22 protein-coding genes are annotated in these 21,319 nt (G+C 64.1%); 14 read left to right on the forward strand and 8 right to left on the reverse strand.

Annotated features, from left to right (window positions below; all coding sequences use genetic code 11):
• Positions 1-110: 110 nt before the first annotated feature.
• From IVA98_RS21860 to IVA98_RS21895, 8 genes are all read left to right on the forward strand, one after another.
• Positions 111-1,187, forward strand: coding sequence for a SecDF P1 head subdomain-containing protein (locus IVA98_RS21860; RefSeq protein WP_247355501.1), 1,077 nt, complete (start codon positions 111-113; stop codon positions 1,185-1,187).
• Between the two features lie 251 nt (positions 1,188-1,438).
• A complete protein-coding gene (locus tag IVA98_RS21865; protein ID WP_247280699.1) occupies positions 1,439-2,245 on the forward strand; it encodes a Crp/Fnr family transcriptional regulator in 807 nt (268 codons plus the stop codon).
• A gap of 232 nt (positions 2,246-2,477) precedes the next feature.
• Positions 2,478-3,275 carry a glutamate racemase gene (murI, locus tag IVA98_RS21870; protein ID WP_247355502.1) on the forward strand — a complete coding sequence of 266 codons (798 nt, stop codon included), beginning with the start codon at positions 2,478-2,480 and terminating at the stop codon, positions 3,273-3,275.
• A 61-nt stretch (positions 3,276-3,336) separates the two neighbouring features.
• Positions 3,337-4,110 carry an HpcH/HpaI aldolase family protein gene (locus IVA98_RS21875; RefSeq protein ID WP_247355503.1) on the forward strand — a complete coding sequence of 258 codons (774 nt, stop codon included), beginning with the start codon at positions 3,337-3,339 and terminating at the stop codon, positions 4,108-4,110.
• A gap of 67 nt (positions 4,111-4,177) precedes the next feature.
• Entirely contained in the window at positions 4,178-4,561 is a 384-nt protein-coding gene (locus IVA98_RS21880) for a cupin domain-containing protein (protein WP_247355504.1), read from the forward strand.
• Between the two features lie 112 nt (positions 4,562-4,673).
• Positions 4,674-5,441: an acyltransferase gene (locus IVA98_RS21885; RefSeq protein WP_247355505.1), complete on the forward strand. Its 768-nt coding sequence runs from the start codon at positions 4,674-4,676 to the stop codon at positions 5,439-5,441.
• A gap of 198 nt (positions 5,442-5,639) precedes the next feature.
• The gene (gene rpsD, locus IVA98_RS21890) at positions 5,640-6,257 is read left to right on the forward strand and encodes a 30S ribosomal protein S4 (protein WP_247296581.1); all 618 of its coding nucleotides are present in this window, start codon (positions 5,640-5,642) and stop codon (positions 6,255-6,257) included.
• A gap of 273 nt (positions 6,258-6,530) precedes the next feature.
• Positions 6,531-7,598 (forward strand): threonine aldolase family protein, encoded by a 1,068-nt coding sequence (locus IVA98_RS21895; protein WP_247355506.1) that lies wholly within the window; start codon positions 6,531-6,533, stop codon positions 7,596-7,598.
• Positions 7,599-7,642: 44 nt separating this feature from the next.
• Here the strand turns inward: IVA98_RS21895 and IVA98_RS21900 are convergent, their stop codons facing one another.
• The 4 genes from IVA98_RS21900 to grxD are packed head-to-tail and all read right to left on the reverse strand — an operon-like array spanning position 7,643 to position 11,120.
• Entirely contained in the window at positions 7,643-8,905 is a 1,263-nt protein-coding gene (locus tag IVA98_RS21900; RefSeq protein WP_247296577.1) for a serine hydrolase domain-containing protein, read from the reverse strand.
• A gap of 1 nt (position 8,906) precedes the next feature.
• Positions 8,907-10,193, reverse strand: coding sequence for a serine hydrolase domain-containing protein (locus IVA98_RS21905; protein WP_247296575.1), 1,287 nt, complete (start codon positions 10,191-10,193; stop codon positions 8,907-8,909).
• A gap of 45 nt (positions 10,194-10,238) precedes the next feature.
• Complete coding sequence (locus IVA98_RS21910; RefSeq protein ID WP_247296573.1) at positions 10,239-10,790, reverse strand: O-acetyl-ADP-ribose deacetylase; 552 nt, start codon at positions 10,788-10,790, stop codon at positions 10,239-10,241.
• A gap of 3 nt (positions 10,791-10,793) precedes the next feature.
• Positions 10,794-11,120 (reverse strand): Grx4 family monothiol glutaredoxin, encoded by a 327-nt coding sequence (gene grxD, locus IVA98_RS21915; RefSeq protein ID WP_247296571.1) that lies wholly within the window; start codon positions 11,118-11,120, stop codon positions 10,794-10,796.
• A 236-nt stretch (positions 11,121-11,356) separates the two neighbouring features.
• On the opposite strand from grxD, the gene egtB reads away from it, so the two are divergent.
• Positions 11,357-12,655 (forward strand): ergothioneine biosynthesis protein EgtB, encoded by a 1,299-nt coding sequence (gene egtB, locus IVA98_RS21920; protein WP_247355507.1) that lies wholly within the window; start codon positions 11,357-11,359, stop codon positions 12,653-12,655.
• Between the two features lie 51 nt (positions 12,656-12,706).
• On the forward strand, positions 12,707-13,678 hold the full coding sequence (egtD, locus tag IVA98_RS21925) for an L-histidine N(alpha)-methyltransferase (RefSeq protein ID WP_247296566.1): 972 nt from the start codon (positions 12,707-12,709) through the stop codon (positions 13,676-13,678).
• A gap of 10 nt (positions 13,679-13,688) precedes the next feature.
• Here egtD and IVA98_RS21930 read toward each other — a convergent pair whose 3' ends face one another.
• Together IVA98_RS21930 and IVA98_RS21935 are read right to left on the reverse strand one after the other, a co-directional pair.
• Positions 13,689-14,870 carry a low temperature requirement protein A gene (locus IVA98_RS21930; protein WP_247280766.1) on the reverse strand — a complete coding sequence of 394 codons (1,182 nt, stop codon included), beginning with the start codon at positions 14,868-14,870 and terminating at the stop codon, positions 13,689-13,691.
• A gap of 39 nt (positions 14,871-14,909) precedes the next feature.
• The gene (locus tag IVA98_RS21935; protein ID WP_028137365.1) at positions 14,910-15,164 is read right to left on the reverse strand and encodes a BolA/IbaG family iron-sulfur metabolism protein; all 255 of its coding nucleotides are present in this window, start codon (positions 15,162-15,164) and stop codon (positions 14,910-14,912) included.
• 175 nt (positions 15,165-15,339) lie between these two features.
• Here IVA98_RS21935 and IVA98_RS21940 point away from each other — a divergent pair, with 175 nt between their 5' ends.
• Positions 15,340-15,699: a DUF427 domain-containing protein gene (locus tag IVA98_RS21940; RefSeq protein ID WP_247355508.1), complete on the forward strand. Its 360-nt coding sequence runs from the start codon at positions 15,340-15,342 to the stop codon at positions 15,697-15,699.
• 73 nt (positions 15,700-15,772) lie between these two features.
• On the opposite strand, the gene IVA98_RS21945 is transcribed toward IVA98_RS21940, so the two are convergent.
• Positions 15,773-15,946 (reverse strand): DUF1328 domain-containing protein, encoded by a 174-nt coding sequence (locus tag IVA98_RS21945; protein WP_007612121.1) that lies wholly within the window; start codon positions 15,944-15,946, stop codon positions 15,773-15,775.
• 161 nt (positions 15,947-16,107) lie between these two features.
• Between IVA98_RS21945 and IVA98_RS21950 the strand changes: the two genes are divergently transcribed.
• On the forward strand, positions 16,108-17,295 hold the full coding sequence (locus IVA98_RS21950) for an acyltransferase family protein (protein ID WP_247355509.1): 1,188 nt from the start codon (positions 16,108-16,110) through the stop codon (positions 17,293-17,295).
• Between the two features lie 33 nt (positions 17,296-17,328).
• Here the strand turns inward: IVA98_RS21950 and purL are convergent, their stop codons facing one another.
• Positions 17,329-19,539, reverse strand: coding sequence for a phosphoribosylformylglycinamidine synthase subunit PurL (gene purL, locus IVA98_RS21955; RefSeq protein ID WP_247296560.1), 2,211 nt, complete (start codon positions 19,537-19,539; stop codon positions 17,329-17,331).
• 184 nt (positions 19,540-19,723) lie between these two features.
• Here purL and IVA98_RS21960 point away from each other — a divergent pair, with 184 nt between their 5' ends.
• Complete coding sequence (locus IVA98_RS21960; RefSeq protein WP_247334472.1) at positions 19,724-20,203, forward strand: PaaI family thioesterase; 480 nt, start codon at positions 19,724-19,726, stop codon at positions 20,201-20,203.
• A gap of 74 nt (positions 20,204-20,277) precedes the next feature.
• On the forward strand, positions 20,278-21,240 hold the full coding sequence (locus IVA98_RS21965) for a DMT family transporter (RefSeq protein WP_247296551.1): 963 nt from the start codon (positions 20,278-20,280) through the stop codon (positions 21,238-21,240).
• Positions 21,241-21,319: the final 79 nt, after the last annotated feature.

Below are 21,319 nucleotides of genomic sequence, written 5' to 3' on the forward strand. Positions count from 1 at the left end.
GTTACGTCATCAAGTATTTGAAAATGCTGATGAAAAGTGCGAGCTGCGATGAACCTCCTCGACCGATTGCGGGACCAAGAATTGCCCCGACCGCAACACGCGAGAACATTATGCCTGCGCATCTGCGGAACCGCATCACAAGGCTGCTCGTCGTGCTCGCGATGGCATCGGCGATCGTGCTGCCTCGCGCGGCGTTCGCCGACACTCAATTCGACAAGATGCGCGCCAAGGTCGCGGCTTTCGTCGCCGAAAAGATGGAGAAGCTGGGCGGATCCCGCATCATTTACAAGGTGGACACCGACGCTCTGCGCGAGGTGGTCGTCACGGACCTGCGCGACGACGTTTACAAGATCCTGCGCGAGGGCCGGATCGCCTTCTCCGGCCTTCCGATCCGTGACGGCGGCGTCGAGGTGAGAATCCCGGACGCGAAGGGCCGCGAACAGCTCACGCGCAAGCTCGCCTCGGCGGCGGAGGGGCTGGCCACGCAAGCGCTCAGCGTGACCGATGCCGGAGATGGACTGATCAGGCTCGCGCCGACCGACGCCGCATCTGCCGCACGGCTGCACGACCTCGTCGAAGATTCCATCGCGATGATCGAGCAGCGCCTCAAGGACGCCGGCATCACGCTTGCCAGCGTCCAGGCTGAGGGAACAGACCGCATCCGCATCTTCCTGCCGGGCACGATGGAGCCCGAGCGCGTCACCGCGATCTTCGCCAAGAAGGTGCGGGTTAGCTTCCGCCTGATCGATCTCTCGATGTCGCCAGAGCAGGCGCAATCCGGCACGCCGCCCGCTGGCACGAAAGTCCTGCTCGGCTTCAAGGACAAGCTCCCCTATCTGGTGAAGGCCAGCGTGCTCGACGGCGACGACATCAGCTATGCGGGACCAGGATTTGCGAGCAGCACGAAAGAGCCGATCGCCTCGTTCCGTTTCAACGGCCGCGGCACGCGGCGCTTCGCCCACCTCACCGCAGAGAACGTCGGCAAGCCCTTCGCCATCGTGCTCGAAGACAGGGTGCTCTCCGCCCCCGTGATCCGCGAGCCCATCACCGGCGGCTCCGGCCAGATCTCCGGCAACTTCAGCCTCGAAGAGGCCAACAGCATCGCCATGCTGTTGCGCGCGGGCTCGCTGCCCGGACGCCTTGGCCTCGTCGAGCAGCAGGTCGTGCAGCCCGCCGCCAGGCCCTGAGGCGGAGATCGGGCGGCCCCGCCTTGTTGCGGCGCGCGGGTCCATCCCCAGCACCAAAGCCCGCCCCAGGCCTCGAATCATCGGCCAGACGCGCAAACCAACGAGCAATTGCCGAAACGCCCGATCAAGCTAAAATTTGCCTCTTGCGGCGTGACGGCCAAAGGCTTCATTTCAGCCGGCCGTCATTCGATTTGGGCTACACGTGTCGAGCATACCGACCAGGACTGAAGGCCTTACGCGGGGTTAGTATCATGCCGTCCGGCAGCGCAGACGTTTCGTCGATCCTCGACCGCATTCTCGATGCGGCAACGGACAATCTCAGGATCGCGAAGATCCTGGTCCAGATGGGCCTCGATCCAAACAACGTAACCTACGACGCCATCTTCAATCGGCTGCTGGAGATCTTTGTCCAGAACATCACGCTGGCCAATCTGTTTGCCGCGGTCGGCGCCGGCTTCTTCGTCGCCACCCTCTTGATGCGGACGATGGTGCCGCTGCGCGTCGCGAACATGGTCGGCTGCGCGTTGTTCGCCGTTTTCGGCGCGCTCTCCGCCAACGTCGCGACGTTCCTGCTGTATCTTCTGTTGCTTCCGATCAACGCCCTGCGCCTGCGGCAGATGCTCAAGCTGGTCAAGAAGGCGCGCCATGCCGCCGAAGGCGACATGTCGATCGAATGGCTCAAGCCGTTCATGACCGAGCGCAAATACCGCCGCGGCGACATCCTCTTCAAGCTGCGCGACCCCGCTAACGAAATGTTCCTCACGGTCACCGGCAAGTTTCTGGTCAAGGAGATCAACGTCGAAATTTTGCCCGGAGCTCTGATGGGTGAACTGGGCTTCCTCACGCCGGACAACCGGCGTACCGGAACGGTCGAATGCATCGAAGACGGACACGTGCTGACGATCACCTATGACCGGCTGCTCGAGATTTATTTCCAGGATCCGCAGTTCGGCTATTACTTCCTGGTGCTGACCAGCCAGCGCCTCTTGCAAAACATCGAGCGTCTGCAGAGCCAGCTCGCGGCCGAGCGGGCGGCAACGACGAACAGGATTGCGTGACCGCTGCGCCGTCCCCGCCGATACGGATGGCAGTGACACATCTGCTCCGTCGTTGCGCGTGCCACATTTCCTCCTGCGCCGGACGCAGCGCAGCGCTTCAGCGGTGCCCCCGGAATTTTGCGGATGTGTGCCCTCCGCGGCGCATTCAGCCGATCCACATTCGCCCCAAGCGGCCCCGCCGCAAAACCGCCCTAAAAACAGATTGGTAACCATGGCGCCTTAGGATAATGACGTGACCAATTCTCCGACGATCCTGGTGTTCGATTCCGGCCTTGGCGGACTCACGGTGCTCCGTGAGGTCGTCGCCGCACGCCCGGACGCGCATTACGTCTATGTCGCCGACGATGCCTTCTTCCCCTATGGCCACCATGGCGAGGGCGAGATCATCGCCCGCGTGGTGCCGTTGATGGGGGAATTGATCGGCACGCATGATCCCGACCTCGTCGTAATCGCCTGCAACACGGCATCCACCCTGGTGCTGTCTCACTTGCGCGCCGCTTACTCCCTGCCCTTCGTCGGCACGGTGCCGGCGATCAAGCCGGCCTGCGCGCAGTCGAAGACCCGCCGCGTCTCGGTGCTCGGCACCAAGGGGACGGTGAAGCGGGAATATACGAAAGCTTTGATCCGCGAGTTCGCGCAGGGCTGCGAGGTGACGCTGGTCGGCTCGCCCGAGCTTGCCTCGCTGGCTGAAGCCGAGCTGAGCGGCGCTCCAATCAGCGACGAGGCCATCCTTGCCGAACTCGCTCCCTGCTTCGTCGGCGACGCCGGGGATGCGACATCGCGCACCGACACGGTGGTGCTCGCATGTACGCATTATCCGCTGCTGCTCGACCGGCTCAAGCGGCTGGCGCCCTGGCCGGTTGACTGGATCGACCCGGCGCCCGCGATCGCCCGCCGCGTCTCGGATCTGCTTGGCCCGCGGGTCGTCGGCATCGCGCAGTCCGGCGCCGAGATGATCTTTACTTCGAACCGCGTGCATGGCCTTTCGGCGATGCTGACGCCGTTCTTCGGCGGCCGCGCCCTGGCCTGACTTTGCGCCGCAATGGCGCGCTGCTAGGCTTTGCCGTCGTCACCTTGCCGCAGGCCTTTCCATGTCGGTCCCGTCCACACCACTCAACCGTCTTCGCCAGCTCTGGCGCGAGGGGCGACCCGCCTTTGGCGCGATCGCGACGATCCCGAGTGTGCAGATGGTGCAGATCATGGCGCGCTCGCTCGACTGGATCATCATCGATCTCGAACATGGCCCGATCGGATTGACCGAAGCACATGCGATGATCGCCGCGACCACAGGCACGCCGTGCACGCCGCTGGTTCGGATTGCCGCGAACGAGCCATGGCTTGCGAAAGCACCGATGGACATCGGTGCCTTCGGCATCAACTTCCCGATGATCACCAACCGCGACGATGCCGAGAAAGCGGTGCGCAGCGTGCGCTACCCGCCGCGCGGCGATCGACTCTGGGGTCCCTTCCACGCGCCATTCCGCTGGGGCCAGTCGATGCCGGACTATATGGCTACAGCCGACGACGAGATGATCTGCATGATCACCATCGAGCATGTCGATGCCGTCAACCGCATCGACGAGATCATGGCGACGCCGGGCGTCGACGTCGCGGTCATCGGTCCCGGCGATCTCGCCACCTCCATCAACAAGCGCGGTCAGATGGACGATCCGGAGCTGCTCGAGCTGGTCGCCCGTGCGGAAGCCGGCATCCTCAGAAGCGGCGTGCCGATCGGCGGTGTGGCCCGCACCGCCGACCAGGCCAACGCTCTGATTGACCGTGGCTACCGCGCGATCGCGCTCGGCTTCGACTGGTCGCTGTTCCAGCGCGGCATCATGGCGGCGTTCGACGGGGTCAGGCGCTAAATCGCCGATACGGCCTTGCTGGGCACCGCGGCGCTGCTAGGGTCGTCGGCTCCAGGGAGGAAAAACCATGCTCAGAAAGACTTTGCTTGCGCTCGCTTTCACTGGCATCGCCGTCGCGGCCTCCGCCCAGCAATCCGGCATCAAGCGCACCCCGCTCCAGAAGATCGACTTTCCGGAGGGCTACACGACCGTGACCGCCATCGCCGAAGTGCCGGCCGGCGGCGCCGCCGGCCGGCATACCCATCCGGGAATCGAGACGGGTTATGTCCTGGAGGGCGAGCTCGACCTCCTCATCGAGGGCCAGCCGGACAAGCGCCTGAAAGTCGGCGATTCCTACCAGATCCCGGCGGGCGCCGTGCACGACGCCAAGACCCATGGTGACAAATCATTGAAAGTGCTTGGAATTTACGTCGTCGACAAAACCAAGCCGCTGGCGTCGCCGGCACCCTGATGCGGCGAACCGACCGGGTCCAAACCCGTTGGTTCGTGCTAGAGCACGCGGCGAGCGGACGACCCGCTTGCTGCACATACTTTAATCTTTGATCCCTAGGACCCGGAGACCAATGCGCGGGACGCCCAAGACCATCTCCCTGCGGCGCCGTCTGATCTGCGACCTCATGCACGCTTCGATGGGCGTGCCCTTCGTTTCGCTATCCCGTTCGCTCAATGTCCGCCCTCTGCTGGAAGCTCGCGCGGGCGCAACGGCGCCCGCCGGCTGGGCAGCGATGTTCGTGAAGGCTTTCGCCCTGGTCGCAAGGGAGGAGCCGATCCTCCGCACGGTCTACGCCAAATGGCCCCGGCCAGCCCTCTATGAACTGCCCAGGAGCGTGGCACTGGTGGCGGTCGCCCGCGTCGAGGATGGCGAGGAATGCGTGATGCCGCAGCGGATTGCGGCCCCCGAGGCCATGACGCTGGCGGCGGTCGATGCCGAGATCCGGCGCGCCAAGACGGCACCGGTTGAGGAGGTTCCCATGTACCGCAAGATCATGCGGGCGACCCGCCTCCCGTTGCCGCTGCGACGCCTGTCCTGGGCGGTGGGACTGAATTTCGGCCGGCAGCGCGGCAACTGGTTCGGCAGCTTCGCGGTGAGCTCGGTGGCCGCCTATGGCGGCGGCGAGCTCCACCCCATCACACCGGGACCCTTCATCGTCAGCTATGGGGTGGTCGAGGCCGACCAGACCATCCATGTCGTGATCCGCTGGGACCATCGGGTGACGGATGCCGCCCCGATCGCTCGGGTCCTGACCCGGCTGGAACAGGTCCTGAACACTGAAATCGCTAGCGAATTGCGTGCGGCCGGGCCAAAGCCGGTCCGGGCGGTGGGTACCTGATTCCGGGTTCATTCGCATTGACAGCGAGCCCCAAACTCCCCTAAAAGCCGCCTGCTCGCGGGCCGATTTCGGCCCGCGAAGCGTTTCGCGACCCGTGGTCCTATCCCCCCGCTTTGGGGATCGGACCTGTCGGTGCCGGGATCTCCCCGTCACACAGGAGGGCGCGTTTCCTCAAACCATGTACCTGAAGAGGACGCGATGACTAAGCGCAGTGAGGCGAAGTACAAGATCGATCGCCGTATGGGCCAGAACATCTGGGGCCGCCCGAAGAGCCCCGTGAACCGCCGCGAATACGGCCCTGGCCAGCACGGCCAGCGTCGCAAGGGCAAGCTCTCCGACTTCGGCGTGCAGCTGCGCGCCAAGCAGAAGCTGAAGGGCTACTACGCCAACATCAGCGAGCGCCAGTTCCACGGCATCTACGTGGAAGCCAGCCGCCTCAAGGGTGACACCGGCGAGAACCTGATCGGCCTCTTGGAGCGCCGTCTCGACGCGGTCGTGTACCGCGCCAAGTTCGTCTCCACCATCTTCGCCGCGCGCCAGTTCATCAACCACGGCCACATCAAGGTGAACGGCCGCAAGGTCAACATCTCGAGCTACCAGCTCAAGGTCGGCGACGTCGTTGAAGTCAAGGAAGCCTCCAAGCAGCTCGCCCATGTGCTTGAAGCCAGCCAACTCCCCGAGCGTGACGTGCCCGACTATCTCGAAGTCGACCATGGCAAGATGACCGCGAAATACACGCGCATCCCCAACCTTTCCGACGTGCCGTTCCCGGTGCAGATGGAGCCGCATCTGGTCGTCGAATTCTATTCGCGCTAATCGTTTCGGCAGATCGAAGTTCAAAGGCCCCGGTTTCCGGGGCCTTTTTCGTTCAGGCAGCCACTCCGATGTCTCAGCCTATCCGCATCCTTATGCAGGACGGCAGACCACGCGTGCATACGTCCGTCGCTTGCCGCTCAACGCTTATCCTCATCTGATCGATTATCGTGTGACCGAGACAGAAATCGCTATTATGCCGTTTCGTCACGCCGCCGGCGTCCACCTAGAACTCGCTGACCGCGAGTGAATGCCAATCCCTCAGGGAGCAAGTTGATGCTCTACACCCCTCCCCCCATCGACCCGAAGGCACCCCCGGTGCACATCAATCTGCTCTCGGACACCCAGACCAAGCCGACGGCTGCGATGCGCGAGGCGATGGCACGGGCGGAGGTCGGCGACGAGCAGGTCGGCGACGATCCGACGGTGAACGCGCTGTGCGAGCGCGTGGCGGATCTGCTCGGCAAGGAAGCGGCGGTCTACATGCCCTCGGGCACGATGTGCAACGTCACCGCGACGCTTGTGCATTGCCGTCCCGGCGACGAGATCCTTGCGCACGAGACCGCGCACATCATCGCCCGCGAAGGGGGCGCGCATGCCGCGATCGGCGGCTTTCAGGTGAGGCAGCTCAAGGGCGAGAACGGCCAGTTCACGCCGGAGACTCTCCGTCAGGCGCTGCATCCACGCACGCGCTATCAGCCGCCGCAGACCGTCGTCAGCGTCGAGCAGACCGCCAATATCGGTGGCGGCACGATCTGGAAGAAGGCGGCGCTCGACGAGATCGTCGCGATCGCCAAGCAGCACGGCCTCATCACGCACATGGACGGCGCGCGCCTGCTCAACGCCACCGTGGCGAGCGGAATCTCGCCGCGTGACATGACCGTGGGATGGGATTCGGCCTGGATCGACTTTTCCAAGGGCCTCGGCGCGCCGATTGGCGGCGTGCTTGCAGGCTCACGCGTCTTCATCGACGCGGTGTGGCAATGGAAGCAGCGCCTCGGCGGCTCGATGCGGCAGGCCGGCATCTGCGCGGCCGCCTGCATCTACGCGCTCGACCATCACGTCGAGCGTCTTGCCGACGATCACGCCAATGCACGCGCGCTCGCCCGCGGGCTGTCGCAGATCGCAGGCATCGAGGTGCAGGAGCCCGAGACCAATCTGGTGTTCTTCAAGCCCGACGGCGCCGGCATTCCCGGCGACAAGATGGTCGCAGCGTTGCGCCAGCGCGGCGTGACGCTTGCGATGATGGACGGCCGCATCCGCGCCTGCACCCATCTCGATGTCAATGCGCACCAGATCGAGGAGACGATCGGATACGTGCGCGAGATCGTGCGCGGGGCGTAAAGTCGCGTAGATGGAGTAACGGGCCGACCAACCAACGCTCGCGATCATCGCCCCATTGCTTGATAGATCAGCGTCTTCAGCGCCAGCTGGATCCGGCCGCGCTGCGAGGGGGTCTGCACCATGAAGATCCCGAACAGATCGTCTTTGGGATCGATGAAGAAGAATGTGCCGCCGACGCCGTCCCAGCGATATTCGCCAAGCGGCCAGGAAGTACCCGACGGCACTGCGGTACGTACGGCGAAGCCGAGGCCGAATCCGCTTGTGGCGCCCGGGTAATAGTTCTGGTCGCGCGCGATCTTCGTCTCAGGTCCAATGTGATCGGATGCCATCAGCGCGATCGTCTCGGGCTTGAGATAACGCCGTCCCTCATATGTGCCGCCACTGAGCAGCATCTGCGCGAAACGGGCGTAGTCGCCGACCGTGCCGACCATGCCGCCGCCGCCCGATTCCCACTTCGACGGCCGCCTGATGTCGCGAACCGGCGTGGTCGGGTCGATGTTGCGATCCTCCGGCATCGGCTCGGCAATGCGCGGGAATTTGGCGGGATCGGCGACGAAGAACGCGGTCTCGGTCATGCCAAGCGGATCGAGCAGCCGCTCTTTCTCAAACTGAAGCAGGGTCTTTCCCGCGACCACCTCGATGACGCGGCCGAGCACGTCGGTGGAAAAGCCGTAATCCCACGCGGTGCCCGGCTGCTCGACCAGCGGCAGCGTGGTGATCTTCGCGACGAAGTCGGCATTGCTGAGATTGCTTTGGAACAGATTGGCCTCGGCATAGAGCTCCCGCACCATGCCGCCACCATAATAGCCATAGGGCAGACCCGACGTGTGGCGAAGCAGGTCCTTGATCGTGACGGGACGATTCTGCGCTTCCAACGCCAGCGCGACCTTGCCGTCCTCGGCCTTCTTCTCGACGCCGACCTTCATCTTGGCAAAGGCCGGAATGTATTTCGAGACGGGATCGTCGAGCGAAAGCTTGCCCTCCTCGACCAGCATCATCGCCATGACAGAGGTGATCGGCTTCGACATCGAATAGAGCCGGAAGATCGTATCCGCGCTCATCGAGATCTCGGTCGCGACGTCGCGGACGCCGAAATTTTCGTAATAGACCGGCTTGCCGTGCTGCTGAAGGAGCAGGATGGCGCCGGGGATCTTGCCGGTGGCGATCTCGTTTCGGATGTAGTCGGAAACCTTCGCCAACCCTTCGCGCGAGAAGCTGCGCGCGGCCCGTCCCTCAGAGCCGGCCTTCGCACCGCAGGCACCGACCAGAACAACGAGCCCCGCGATCAGCGCGCGGCGCCCGCGCACTTCACTTCTCCATGGCTTCATAGACCAACTGCTTCAATGTCCGTTGCACGCGCTGGCGCTCGGTCGGGGTTTGTTCCAGGAGGACGAAGAACATGTCCTGCTTGGGGTCGATCACGAAATAGCAGCCGGAGGCGCCGTCCCACTTCAATTCGCCGAGATTGCCCGGCGGCGGCGGCTTGGCATTGCCGGGATCAGTGCGGACGGCAAGGCCGAGGCCGAAGCCAAACCCGTCACCGGGAAAGTAGAAGTAGTCGCGCTCGACGCCGGAGCCTGGTCCGACCTGATCGGTCACCATCAGCTTGAAAGTCTCGGGTTTGAGAATGGTCTTGCCATGGAGGCTGCCGCCGTTGAGTAGCATCTGCGCAAAGCGCTCATAGTCGGCCATGGTCGTGACCATGCCGCCGCTGGCGAATTGGATCTTCTTGACGACTGTTGGATCGTTGATACGGCCGACCCGGAAATCGCCGTCGTTCGGCACCGGCTGCGCTAGCAGCTTCTGCTTCTCCGGGTCGGTGACGAAGAACCCGGTATCGACCATGCCGAGCGGATCGAGCAGCTTTTCCCGCATGATATCGATCAGCGGCTTGCCGGCCGCGATCTCCATCACGCGCGCCAGCACGTCGGTGGAATGGCCATATTGCCAGAGCGCACCCGGCTGGTTGTGCAGTGGCAGTTTTGCGATCCGCTCGGCGAACTCGGCAAGATCGAAATCGCCGGCATAGATGTTCGCCTCGCGATAGGCTTTGCGCACCAGGCTGTCGCCATAGAAGCCATAGGTGATGCCCGAGGTGTGGCGCATCAGGTCGAGCACCGTCATCGGCCGGTTGGGCGGCACCAGTTCGAGCGACCTGCTGCCGTCCTCGGCCTTCTTCTCGACGCCGACCTTCACATTGGCGAAGGACGGGATGTATTTCGCGACGGGATCGTCGAGCTTGATCTTGCCCTCCTCGACCAATTGCATCGCGACCACTGAGGTAATCGCTTTGGTCATCGAGAACAGGCGGAAGATCGTCTTATCGGTGATCGGCGCCTTGCTGACCACGTCCTGAACGCCGAACGCTTCGTGAAAGACCGCCTTACCGTGCTGCTTGATCAGCACGGTTGCGCCGGCGATCTTGCCGGTAGCGACTTCGTTCTTGAAGAACTCGCTGATCCTCGCGAGCTTGTCCTGGTTGAGATGCGCGCCGGCTGGAATCTCGTAGGTGCCCTCCGCCCGCGCCAGCGACACGGGGCCAAGCGACATCAGCGCGCCGCAGACCAGCGCACGCAATCCTGATTGTGAAATCATATCCCCTCCCCGGAACATGGCCCGCGGAGTGTACCGACCGCGTTGTCAGGCACAAGGGCTGCCGTATCGCGCCAGAACGGCCGTGTGAAGAGCGGCGCTTATCTCCGAGAAACAACAGAATATGACGCGGGTGACCGAGGGCGTGGCCGGCAGCGTGTCGATGGTCGTATGAACTGCAATCGTCGCGGCCTGGTCGGCCGGGAAACGATACACGCCGGTGGAGATCGCGGAGAAGGCCAGCGAAGTCAGCCCGTTGGCCTGACAGAGCTCGAGCGCGCGCCGATAGCACGAGCGCAGCGCCTCCGCCTCGCCGCGGCCGCCGCCGTGCCAGACGGGGCCGACCGCATGGATCACATGCCGCGCAGGCAGAAGATAGCCCTTGGTGATCTTGGCATCGCCGGTCGGGCATCCTCCAAGCGTCCGGCACTCGGCGAGAAGCTCGGGACCGGAAGCGTCGTGGATCGCCCCGTCGACGCCGCCTCCACCAAGGAGAGACGAATTTGCGGCGTTGACGATGGCGTCAACGCCGAGCGTGGTGATGTCGGCAACGATGACCTCGAGCTCGGCGCCGCCGATCCGGCGCGTCAGCTGGGCCATGCATCAAGCCGCGACGACGACGCCCTTCTCAGAGAGGAGCTGCTGCAATTCGCCGGCCTGAAACATCTCGCGGACGATATCGCAGCCGCCGACGAACTCGCCCTTCACATAGAGCTGCGGGATGGTCGGCCAGTTCGAGTATTCCTTGATGGCGTTGCGCAGCTCGGCGGATTCGAGGACGTTGAGGCCTTTATAGCCGACGCCGATGTGGTCGAGGATCTGGACGACCTGGCCGGAGAACCCGCATTGCGGAAATTGCGGCGTGCCCTTCATGAACAGAACCACGTCGTTCGACTTCACTTCGTTGGCGATGAATTCCTCGATGCTCATATCCGTGTCCTTCTGGGGCGGAGCCCTTCTTTCACGTCGGGCCGGCTCAGCCGATCTAACCCGATATCTGTCATATATGTAGCCCAAACCGTTGTGCATCCAAAGCAAAATGGCGGCGAACGGTCGGCGGCGGCCGGTCTGAACCGCCCCCGGTGCATAGGCTGATGACAACAATATCATCGCCGGGGAGGACTTTCATACCGTAACGGAGCCCCTATCTAGGACGAACCCTGGTCATGGAACCGGGAAACGCGAACAACGTTCTCTTGTCCTGTCTGGAGAAAACCGTGACGAAACCAGCCTCCGCTACGGCCGCCCCTCAGCTTTCGTCGCTGTCCTCCGACCCGGGCAAGTTCGCCCAGCGGCTTCAAGACGCGTTTCTGACCGTACGCGACGAGACCGAGCGCCGTGCCGCCCCGCTGTCGCCGGAGGACCAGCAGATCCAGTCCATGCCCGATGCGAGCCCGACGAAATGGCACCGGGCGCATACCACCTGGTTTTGGGAGCAATTCCTGCTCGGCGAGCACTGTCCTAATTACCGGCCCTTCCACCCCGATTTCGCGTTCCTGTTCAATTCCTATTACGTCAGCGCCGGCCCGCGTCATGCCCGGCATCGCCGCGGCGACATCACGCGTCCCAACGCCGACCAGGTCGGCGCCTATCGCAGCTATGTCGATGCAGCCGTCGTCAAATTCTTCCGCGAGGCCGGCTGGGACAAGCTGCGCGAGATCGCACCGCTGGTCGAGGTCGGGCTCAATCACGAGCAGCAGCATCAGGAATTGATGTTCACCGACATCCTGCACGCCTTCGCGCAAAACCCGGTCTCGCCGGCCTACGATCCGAACTGGCGTTTCCCGGCCGCGACCCGGGGCGGCGAGGACTGGCTGACGCTGAACGAGGGCATCCACACCGTCGGCCACGTCGACGACAGCTTCCATTTCGACAATGAGAAGCCGCCGCATCGCGCCCTCATCGGCCCGGTCAAGATCGCCCGCCATCTCGTCACCAACGGCGAATGGCTCGCCTTCATGCGCGACGGCGGCTACCGGACCGCAACGCTGTGGCTGATGGACGGTTTTGCCACCGTGAGCAACGAGGGCTGGGACGCTCCGGGCCATTGGCGCGAGGTCGATGGCGCCTGGCACGTGATGACGCTGGCCGGCCTCAAGCCGATCGATCCGAACGCGCCGGTCTGCCACGTCAGCTATTACGAGGCGGATGCGTTCGCGCGCTGGGCCGGAAAGCACCTGCCGACCGAGATAGAATGGGAGGTCGCGGCCCGCACGGGCCAGCTCAACGATGCTTTCGGCATTGTCTGGCAATGGACCCGCTCTTCATACGCGCCCTACCCTGGCTACCGCGCCGTCGAAGGCGCGCTCGGCGAATACAACGGCAAATTCATGGTCAACCAGTTGGTGCTGCGCGGCTCCTCGCTTGCAACTCCCGAAGGCCACAGCCGTATCACCTATCGCAACTTCTTCTATCCGCACCACCGCTGGCAGTTCACGGGGCTGCGGCTTGCCGACTACGAGTAAAAAAGCTTCCGACGACAAATGCGCGCCGGACAGCGCGTTCAGGAGAGTATCATGAATGTGCACGCCAGCGCTTTGGCCGAAGCCCATCTCCCCGACGAGCAGACGACTGCCTTCGCCCGCGAGGCGATCGAGAATCTCTCGCAGCAGCCGAAAAAGCTGTCGCCGAAATATTTCTACGATGCGACCGGATCGGAATTGTTCGAGGCGATCACGCGCCTGCCGGAATATTATCCGACGCGCACCGAGCTATCCATCCTGAAAGAGCGCGGCAGCGAGATCGCGAAGATCATCCCAGAGCATGCGGCCCTGGTCGAGTTCGGCGCCGGCGCGACCACGAAGGTCCGGCTGCTGTTGAACCACTGCAAGTTTGCAGCCTATGTGCCCGTCGACATCTCCGGCGATTTCCTGAAGGCGCAGGCAAACGGCTTGAAGCGGGATTTTCCCGCGCTCGGCATCCACCCGGTGGCGGCCGACTTCACCACGCCGTTCGAGCTGCCCAGGGCGGTCGCGTCCATGCCCAAGGTCGGCTTCTTCCCTGGCTCGACCATCGGCAATTTCGAGCCGCAGGAAGCCGAGGGCTTCCTGAAGAGCGCACGCAAGATCCTCGGCCGCGGCGCGCAGATGATCATCGGCGCCGATCTCGAGAAGGACGAGCGGGTGCTCTTTGATGCCTATAACGATGCCGCCGGCGTCACTGCGCGCTTCAACCTCAATGTGCTGGTCCGCATCAACCGCGAACTCGGCGGCAATTTCGATCTCTCCGCGTTCACCCATCGCGCGATCTACAATCGCGAGCGTCATCGGATCGAGATGCACCTGATCAGCAAGAAGAGCCAGATCGTGCGCCTGCTCGGCACCAGCTTCTCGTTCCGCGCCGGTGAGAGCATCCACACCGAGAACAGCTACAAATACAGCCTCGAGCGCTTTGCTGCGTTGGCGCAAGACGCAGGCTGGCGCGTGCGCGAAAGCTGGACCGATGCGGCCAAGATGTTCTCGGTGCACGCGCTGGAGGTCGCCGACTAGGCCTCCGCGCTTAGGCCTCGGTTGCCGACCCGAGCGACACCGATTCCCACACCGCAACGACAATCATGATCACGGACGTCGCGACCGACAGCCAGAGCGGCGAGAGGTCGGCGGCGAACCACCACAGCACCAGCAGCAGGATGATGCCGATGCCGTGGGAGAGCTGAAGGAAGCCGCGAATGGCGTGCTTGAACAGGATGGTGCCGACCAGGAATACCAGCGGCCCGCCGATCGTGCTCAGGATGATCCGCAGGTCGGAATGACCGGTGGGATGCTTCAGCACCAGTTCGTCCGAGACCGCGGTCAGGATGATGCCGGCGACGATCGGCATGTGCAGATAAGTGTAGGCGAGCCGCGCCAGCCGCCCGGATTCGGTGGACTTGGAGATGCGCTCGGAGCCGGCCTCCGCGCCCTTGTGGAAATAGACCCACCACATCGCGATGGCGCCGACCAGGGCCGAGACGAAGGCGAGGATGTTGCCCGCGGTCCAGGTCAGCTCAGCAAAAGTGGCGCCGTTGACGACGACGGCTTCGCCAAGCGCGATGATGACGAACAAAGAGCAGCGCTCGGCCATGTGCGCGCCTTCGACGGCCCAGGCCTCGACCGACGAGAAGCCCAGCTTCGGGACCCAGAAGCGTGCGGCCGGCGAGATGTACTCCCAGGTCACTGCTGCGATCCACAGCCATAGCCGGGTGTCTCCCTCGGACAAGCCGCCTGCGATCCACAACACAGCGGAGAGCGACAGCCAGGTCAGGATGCGAATGGCGTTGTGCCGCACCGCGGTGCGATGATGGGGGGTCGCGAACAGCCAGAACGCCGTGCGTCCGACCTGCATGGCCGCATAGGCAATCGCAAACCACAGGCCCCGGCCCTCGAAGGCGGTTGGGATGGTCGTCGACAGCACGAGGCCGCCCAGCATCATCGCAAACAGCAGGATGCGGACCGGCGTCAGCTCGGGATTGAGCCAGTTGGTGACCCAGGCGGTGTAGACCCACACCCACCACACCGCCAGAAACAGCACCGCGACATGGACCGCGCCGAGCGGCGTGAAATGGTGCAGCAGCGTGTGGGAGATTTGCGTGACGGCAAAGACGAAGACGAGGTCGAAGAACAGCTCGGCATTGGTGACGCGGCCGTGCTGGTTCGGACCGATGACGCGAAACATTGCGCCGCGCGGGTTGTCCGCAGCCATCATCGTCCCCCGTCGCGCCGAGATCAGGTGCCGTTCAGATCAGGTGCCCGGCGCCCCGGGTCCGCCAGGTACCCCGGTTTGCAGCGCCAGGGCGTGCAGGACGCCGCCCATCTGCCCGCGCAGGGACTGATACACGATCTGGTGCTGCTGGACGCGGGACTTGCCGCGGAAGGATTCAGAGATCACGGTCGCGGCATAGTGATCGCCGTCGCCGGCGAGGTCTCGGATGGTCACCTCGGCATCGGGGATCGCTGCCTTGATCATCGCCTCGATATCGTGGGCGTCCATGGGCATTTCGGGTCTTGCTCCTTCTGGTCTCGAATCGCTTGCCGGGGTCCCCTCACCGGCTCGGCCAAACTTAGCGTGAACGGCCTTCACCGTCACGCCGTCCGGCACTATATCCCTGATCGCAACAGGAAGGCACGATAAAGTGCCGCGCGCGGCAGGTTGATCGAAAAGGCGTGACATCATGAAGCTTCCAGGGCCCGACCACCCCATCACCATCACCCAAAATCCCCGGCGCGTCCGCGTGTCGGCCGGCGACATCGTGATTGCCGAGACCAGCAAGGCGCTGACCCTAAAGGAGGCCAAATATCCGGCGGTACAGTATGTACCGCGGGAGGACACCAATATGGCGCTGCTCGAGCGCACCGATCGCGTCACCCACTGCCCGTACAAGGGCGACGCGAGCTATTACAGCATCAAGGCCGATGGCAAGACGCTGGACAATGCGATCTGGACCTACGAGACGCCCTTCCCCGCGATGACGGAGATTTCCGGCCATCTCGCCTTCTATCCGGACAAGGTGAAGATCGAGGAAGCGGGCTAGCCCTGGCTAGACGCCGCCGTCACGGCCGGGCTCGTCGCCGGCCATGACGAGTGTAAGCATGGATGCCGCAGGGCTACGCCCTGAAGATCGTGAGCCCCAATATTAGCAGCACCAGGAAGATCACGACGAAGACGTAGAACAGGAAGCGGGCGATATCGGCGGAGGCGGCCGAAATGCCGGTGAAGCCGAGCACACCGGCCACGATCGAGACAAGTAAGAAAATCAGCGCCCACTTCAGGATCGTCATCGCCGCCTCCGAATTGGTGCCGCCCCCTCGCGGCCCTCACACCTTTTTCGCGAACGCTAACTTCGCTGCGCGGAACTGGTTCCTAGGTGAGCCAAAGGGCCCTTGATGAATCTGGTTCCCGGCGGCACAGTCCGCACCGGGAGCGGGAGCGCGGGGCAACGATGATCACGATGTCACATTCAGCGACGATCGGCGCGGAGGCGCATGCTGCGCCCAAGAGCAAGGCGCGCAATTTGTCGCTCGATCGCGCCCGCACCTTCCTGACGCTGGTCGTGCTGCTGCATCACGCGGTGATCCCCTACACGCATTTCGGTCACACCGATCCGGCCTCCTGGGCCGGCTTCGACGTGATCGTGCTCGCCACCGACAGCTTCTTCATGGCGATGTTCTTCTTCCTGTCGGGACTGTTCACCTGGCCGGGCATCGCGCGCAAGGCGCCGTCAGTCTTTCTCCGCGACCGCCTGTTGCGCCTCGGGCTGCCGTTCGTGATCGCGGCCTTCACCGTCATTCCGCTCGCTTATTACGCGATCGCGCTGCGGCAGGAGCCGGAGCTGACCTTCGCTTCGTTCTGGTGGAAGACGGTGACGGCGGGCCCGTGGCCGAGCGGCCCGATCTGGTTCGTCTGGGTGCTGCTGGCGTTCGACCTGACGGCGAGCCTGCTCTACCGGGTCTCGGCGCATCTGGTCGATCCGGTCAACCGCATCTCGGTGCGCGGTTTCGAGCAACCGGCCCTATTCTGGCTGCTGCTCGCGGCCATCAGTGTCATCGTCTACGTGCCGGCGCTGGTCAATTTCGGGGCCAACAAGTGGTTCGAGTTCGGGCCGTTCTCGGTGCAGGCGAGCCGCATCCTGCTCTATTTCGCGTATTTCTTCATAGGGGTCAGCGTCGGTGCGGCGAACTTCGACCGCGGTGTGCTCAGCGCCGAGGGCCAGTTGCCGAAAACCCGCTGGCTGTGGGTGGTCGTCACGCTGATCCCCTACTGCCTGATGTGGGGCATGATCTATGTCAAGCGTGAGATCCTCGGGAATCCGGATCCGCTGCCGCACTGGTATCATGTGTTCTACGGCACGTTTCTCGTGCTGTTCTCGGCCTCGATCCTGCTCGCGATTCTCGCCTTCTTCCTGCATTCGAAGGCGCCAGGGCCGACCCTGCTCGACCGCATGCAGGCGGATGCCTACGGCATGTTCCTGGTGCATTATCCGATCGCGCTGTGGATCCAGTACGCTCTGTTCGACTATGCGTGGCCTGCGATCGCGAAGGCGGCGATCGGCTTCGTGCTCACGGCGATCCTGAGCTGGGGCCTGACTGCGGCGTTGCGGAAGATTCCGGGCGCGTCGCACGTGTTGTGAAGCGTAATCCGGGTCTGAGTATGCGGAAGCCGCTCAGGCCACCTTCCCGCCCATATACTCCGGCAGCCAGCGCTCGAACGACTGACGCAACACGTCGATCGCCACCGGCGCTTCACCTGAGATCGCAACCGCATCGCCACCAGTGGTGCCGATGCGCACGCAGGGCACCTCGCAGCCGCGCATCTTGGCGAGCACGCGGCCGGCCTCCGTTTCCGGCACGGTGACGAGATAGCGCGCCTGGTCTTCGCCGAACCAATAAGCCTGCGGAACGAGCGCGGTCGGTGCTGCGAGCAGTCTTGCGCCGATGCCGCTCGCCATCGCCATCTCGGCGAGCGCGACCAGCAGACCGCCATCGGAGAGATCGTGCACGGCCGTCGCTGTGCCCGCATGGATCATGCCGCGCACGCAATCGCCGTTGCGCTTTTCGGCGCTAAGATCGACCGGCGGCGGGGCGCCCTCCTCGCGACCGCAGATGTCGCGCAGGTACACCGACTGGCCGAGCCAGCCATGGGTCTCGCCGATCAGCAGGATCGCTTCGCCCTCGGCTTTGAAGGCCAGGGAGGCAGACTTGGTGAAATCGTCGAGCAGACCGACGCCGCCGATCGAGGGCGTCGGCAGGATCGCCCGGCCGTTGGTCTCGTTGTAGAGCGAGACGTTGCCGGAGACGACCGGGAAGTCGAGCGTACGGCAGGCTTCCGAGATGCCCTGCAGGCAGCCGACGAACTGGCCCATGATCTCGGGCCGTTCAGGATTGCCGAAATTGAGGTTGTCGGTAATCGCCAGCGGCTTGCCGCCGACCGCGGTGATGTTACGCCAAGCTTCCGCCACCGCCTGCTTGCCCCCCTCGAACGGATCGGCTTCGCAATAGCGCGGCGTGACATCGACGGTGAGCGCCAGGCCCTTCGGCCCGTCCTGCACGCGCACCACGGCGGCATCGCCGCCGGGACGCTGCATGGTGTTGCCGAGAATGACGTGGTCGTACTGCTCCCAGACCCAGCGCTTAGAGCACATGTCCGGCGTGCCGATCAGCTTCTCCAAGGCCGCACCCAGGCCCATCGGCGCCGGCACGTCGCGGGCGTGCACGATCGGCGGCGCGGCGGAGGGGACATGCGGGCGGTCATAGACCGGCGCCTCGTCGCCGAGCTCCTTGATCGGCAGATCGGCCATGACGTCGCCGCCATGCTTGACCACGAAACGCTTGCTCGGCGTGGTGTAGCCGACGACAGCGAAGTCGAGCCCCCACTTCCTGAAGATCGCCTCGGCCTCTTTCTCCTTCTCGGGCTTGAGCACCATGAGCATGCGCTCCTGGCTCTCCGAGAGCATCATCTCGTAGGCGCTCATGCCGGTCTCGCGCGTCGGCACCGCATCGAGATCGAGATCGACGCCGAGGTCGCCCTTGGCGCCCATCTCGACCGCCGAGCAGGTCAGGCCCGCCGCGCCCATGTCCTGGATCGCGATGACGCAGCCCTTCTCCATGATCTCGAGGCAGGCCTCGAGCAGCAGCTTCTCGGCGAAGGGATCGCCGACCTGCACGGTCGGGCGCTTCTCCTCGGACTTATCGTCGAACTCGGCCGACGCCATCGAGGCGCCGTGAATGCCGTCGCGGCCGGTCTTGGAGCCCAAATAGACGATCGGCATGTTCACGCCGGAGGCAGCCGCATAGAAGATCTTGTCGGCATCGGCGAGGCCCACGGCCATCGCGTTGACGAGGATGTTGCCGTCATAGCGGGTGTGGAAGCGCACCTGGCCGCCGACCGTCGGCACGCCGAAGGAATTGCCGTAGCCGCCGACGCCGGCCACCACGCCGGACACGAGGTGCCGCGTCTTGGGATGTTCCGGCGCGCCGAAGCTCAGCGCGTTGAGGCAAGCGATCGGACGCGCGCCCATAGTAAAGACGTCGCGCAAAATGCCGCCGACGCCGGTGGTCGCGCCCTGGTACGGCTCGATGTAGCTCGGGTGGTTGTGGCTCTCCATCTTGAAGACCACAGCCTGCCCATCCCCGATATCGATCACGCCGGCATTCTCGCCGGGCCCCTGGATCACCCAGGGCGCCTTGGTCGGCAGGCCGCGCAAATGGATGCGTGAGGACTTGTACGAGCAATGCTCGTTCCACATCGCCGAGAAGATGCCGAGTTCCGTGAAGGTCGGCTCCCGCCCGATCAGCTTGAGGATGCGCTCATACTCGTCGGGCTTGAGCCCGTGGGCGGCAACCAGTTCTGGGGTGATCTTGGGTTCATTCTTCATGGATTGGGGGCTTTCGGCAGCGTTTGGCCGTTCTTAGGAACATCGGGGGCTCACGAAAAGCCCTTTATGGCGCATTTTCCCGCTGTCCCACGTTTTGCGGCAGGCGAGCTGCGGGAACAGGAATTGCACGGCGCGGACGGATCGGATTTAAGGGCTAAAGACCCGCAATTGAAGGCCCACGTCCGTGCACGAATTGACCAAAGCGCCCCCGCTCCGCCGCCCCGACCTCCACGTCGCCACAGACGGCGAATTCAAGGGCTGGCGGACCTGGATTCGCGACAGTTTTGAATCCCATGTCGGCCCCTTCTGGCACCGGATCGAGGCGGACGGCAGCGTCCGCTGCGCCTTCCGGGTGGAGAGGAAGCACCTCAACGGCTCCGGCAACGTCCATGGCGGCTGCTTCATGGCCTTCGCCGATTATTGCCTGTTTGCAATCGCCACACATGAGTTGGATGGACCTGCCGTGACCACCAATTTCGCCTGCGACTTCCTCGATGCAGCACGCGAGGGCGAGTTGATCGAATGCGTGGGCGAAGTGTCTCGCGCCGGCGGCTCGCTGATCTTCCTGCGTGGCAAGCTGGCCTCCGACGGACGGCCGCTGTTCACCTTTTCCGGGACGATCAAGCGGGTGAAGCGGAAGCCGCAGCCCCAGCCAAACGCATAGCTCGAGGCCTTCCCTTTTCACGCTCCCTCGCCCAGAGTTGGTCAAGCGCTTGTGCGCCGGGGAGCAAGAACAAGGTGCCGCACAGCACATCGGAGGCGGGTCGCACGACGGCGTCCGCATCAACGTTGCCGTCAATCGCCACCACCGGCGCACGCAGCTGGCGCGACTTCGCGCTGCTGCTGGCGCTGGCCTGCTGCTGGAGCTCGACCTATCCGCTGGCCAAGCTGGCGCTGGACACGATCCCACCCATCACCTTCATCGCGGCGCGCTCGCTGATCGCGGCCGCCTTCCTGTTCGCGATCCTGTGGATGCGCGGCGTCACGATCCCGACCGACGCGAAAGCCTGGAAGCTGTTCGCGACCCAGCAATTGATCAACTCGACCTTTCCGTTCCTGATCATCACCTGGTCGCAGCAATATGTGCCGGCGTCGAACACGGTGGTGCTGGCTTCGACGACGCCGATCTTCGCCTTCCTGATCACGTCGCTGATCACGCGGCACGAGCCGGCGACGCTGCTCAAGCTCGCGGGCGCGATCCTCGGGCTTGCCGGCACGATTCTCATCGTCGGCCTCGATGCGCTGCGCGGGCTCAGTCGCGAGATCATCGCGGAGGTCGCGATCCTCTTCGCCACCATCTCGTTTGCCTGCGCCACGATCTTCGGCCTGCGCCTGTCCGATTACGACCCGATGGTGGTGGCGGCCGGTTCGCTGCTGTTCGGCGGCATCATCCTGCTGCCGCCCTCGCTTCTCATCGACCAGCCCTGGACGCTGCACCCGACGCCGACCGCGATCACCGCCACCATCGTCATGGGCATCGTGTCGAGCGCATTGGGCTTGATGCTGTTCTATGTTTGCCTCGGGCGGCTCGGCACGCTCACGACGAACGCCCAAGGCTATTTGCGCATCCCGATCGGCGTCGGCCTCTCCGTGCTGCTGCTCGGCGAGAGCGTGCCGTCGAACCTCGCGCTGGGTCTGCTGCTGGTCATGGCCGGTGTTGCGGCAATGACGGTGCCGACCGAACGGCTGAAGCTGCGCTAGAGCGGGATGAGATGGGGCGTAGCGGCCGCCACGAGGAAGATGCGCCCCCTTCTTCCGCTCCATTTTTGTGACGAGCCCG

Origin of the sequence: Bradyrhizobium sp. 160, assembly GCF_023073735.1 — a bacterium.
Classification (GTDB): Bacteria; Pseudomonadota; Alphaproteobacteria; order Rhizobiales; family Xanthobacteraceae; genus Bradyrhizobium.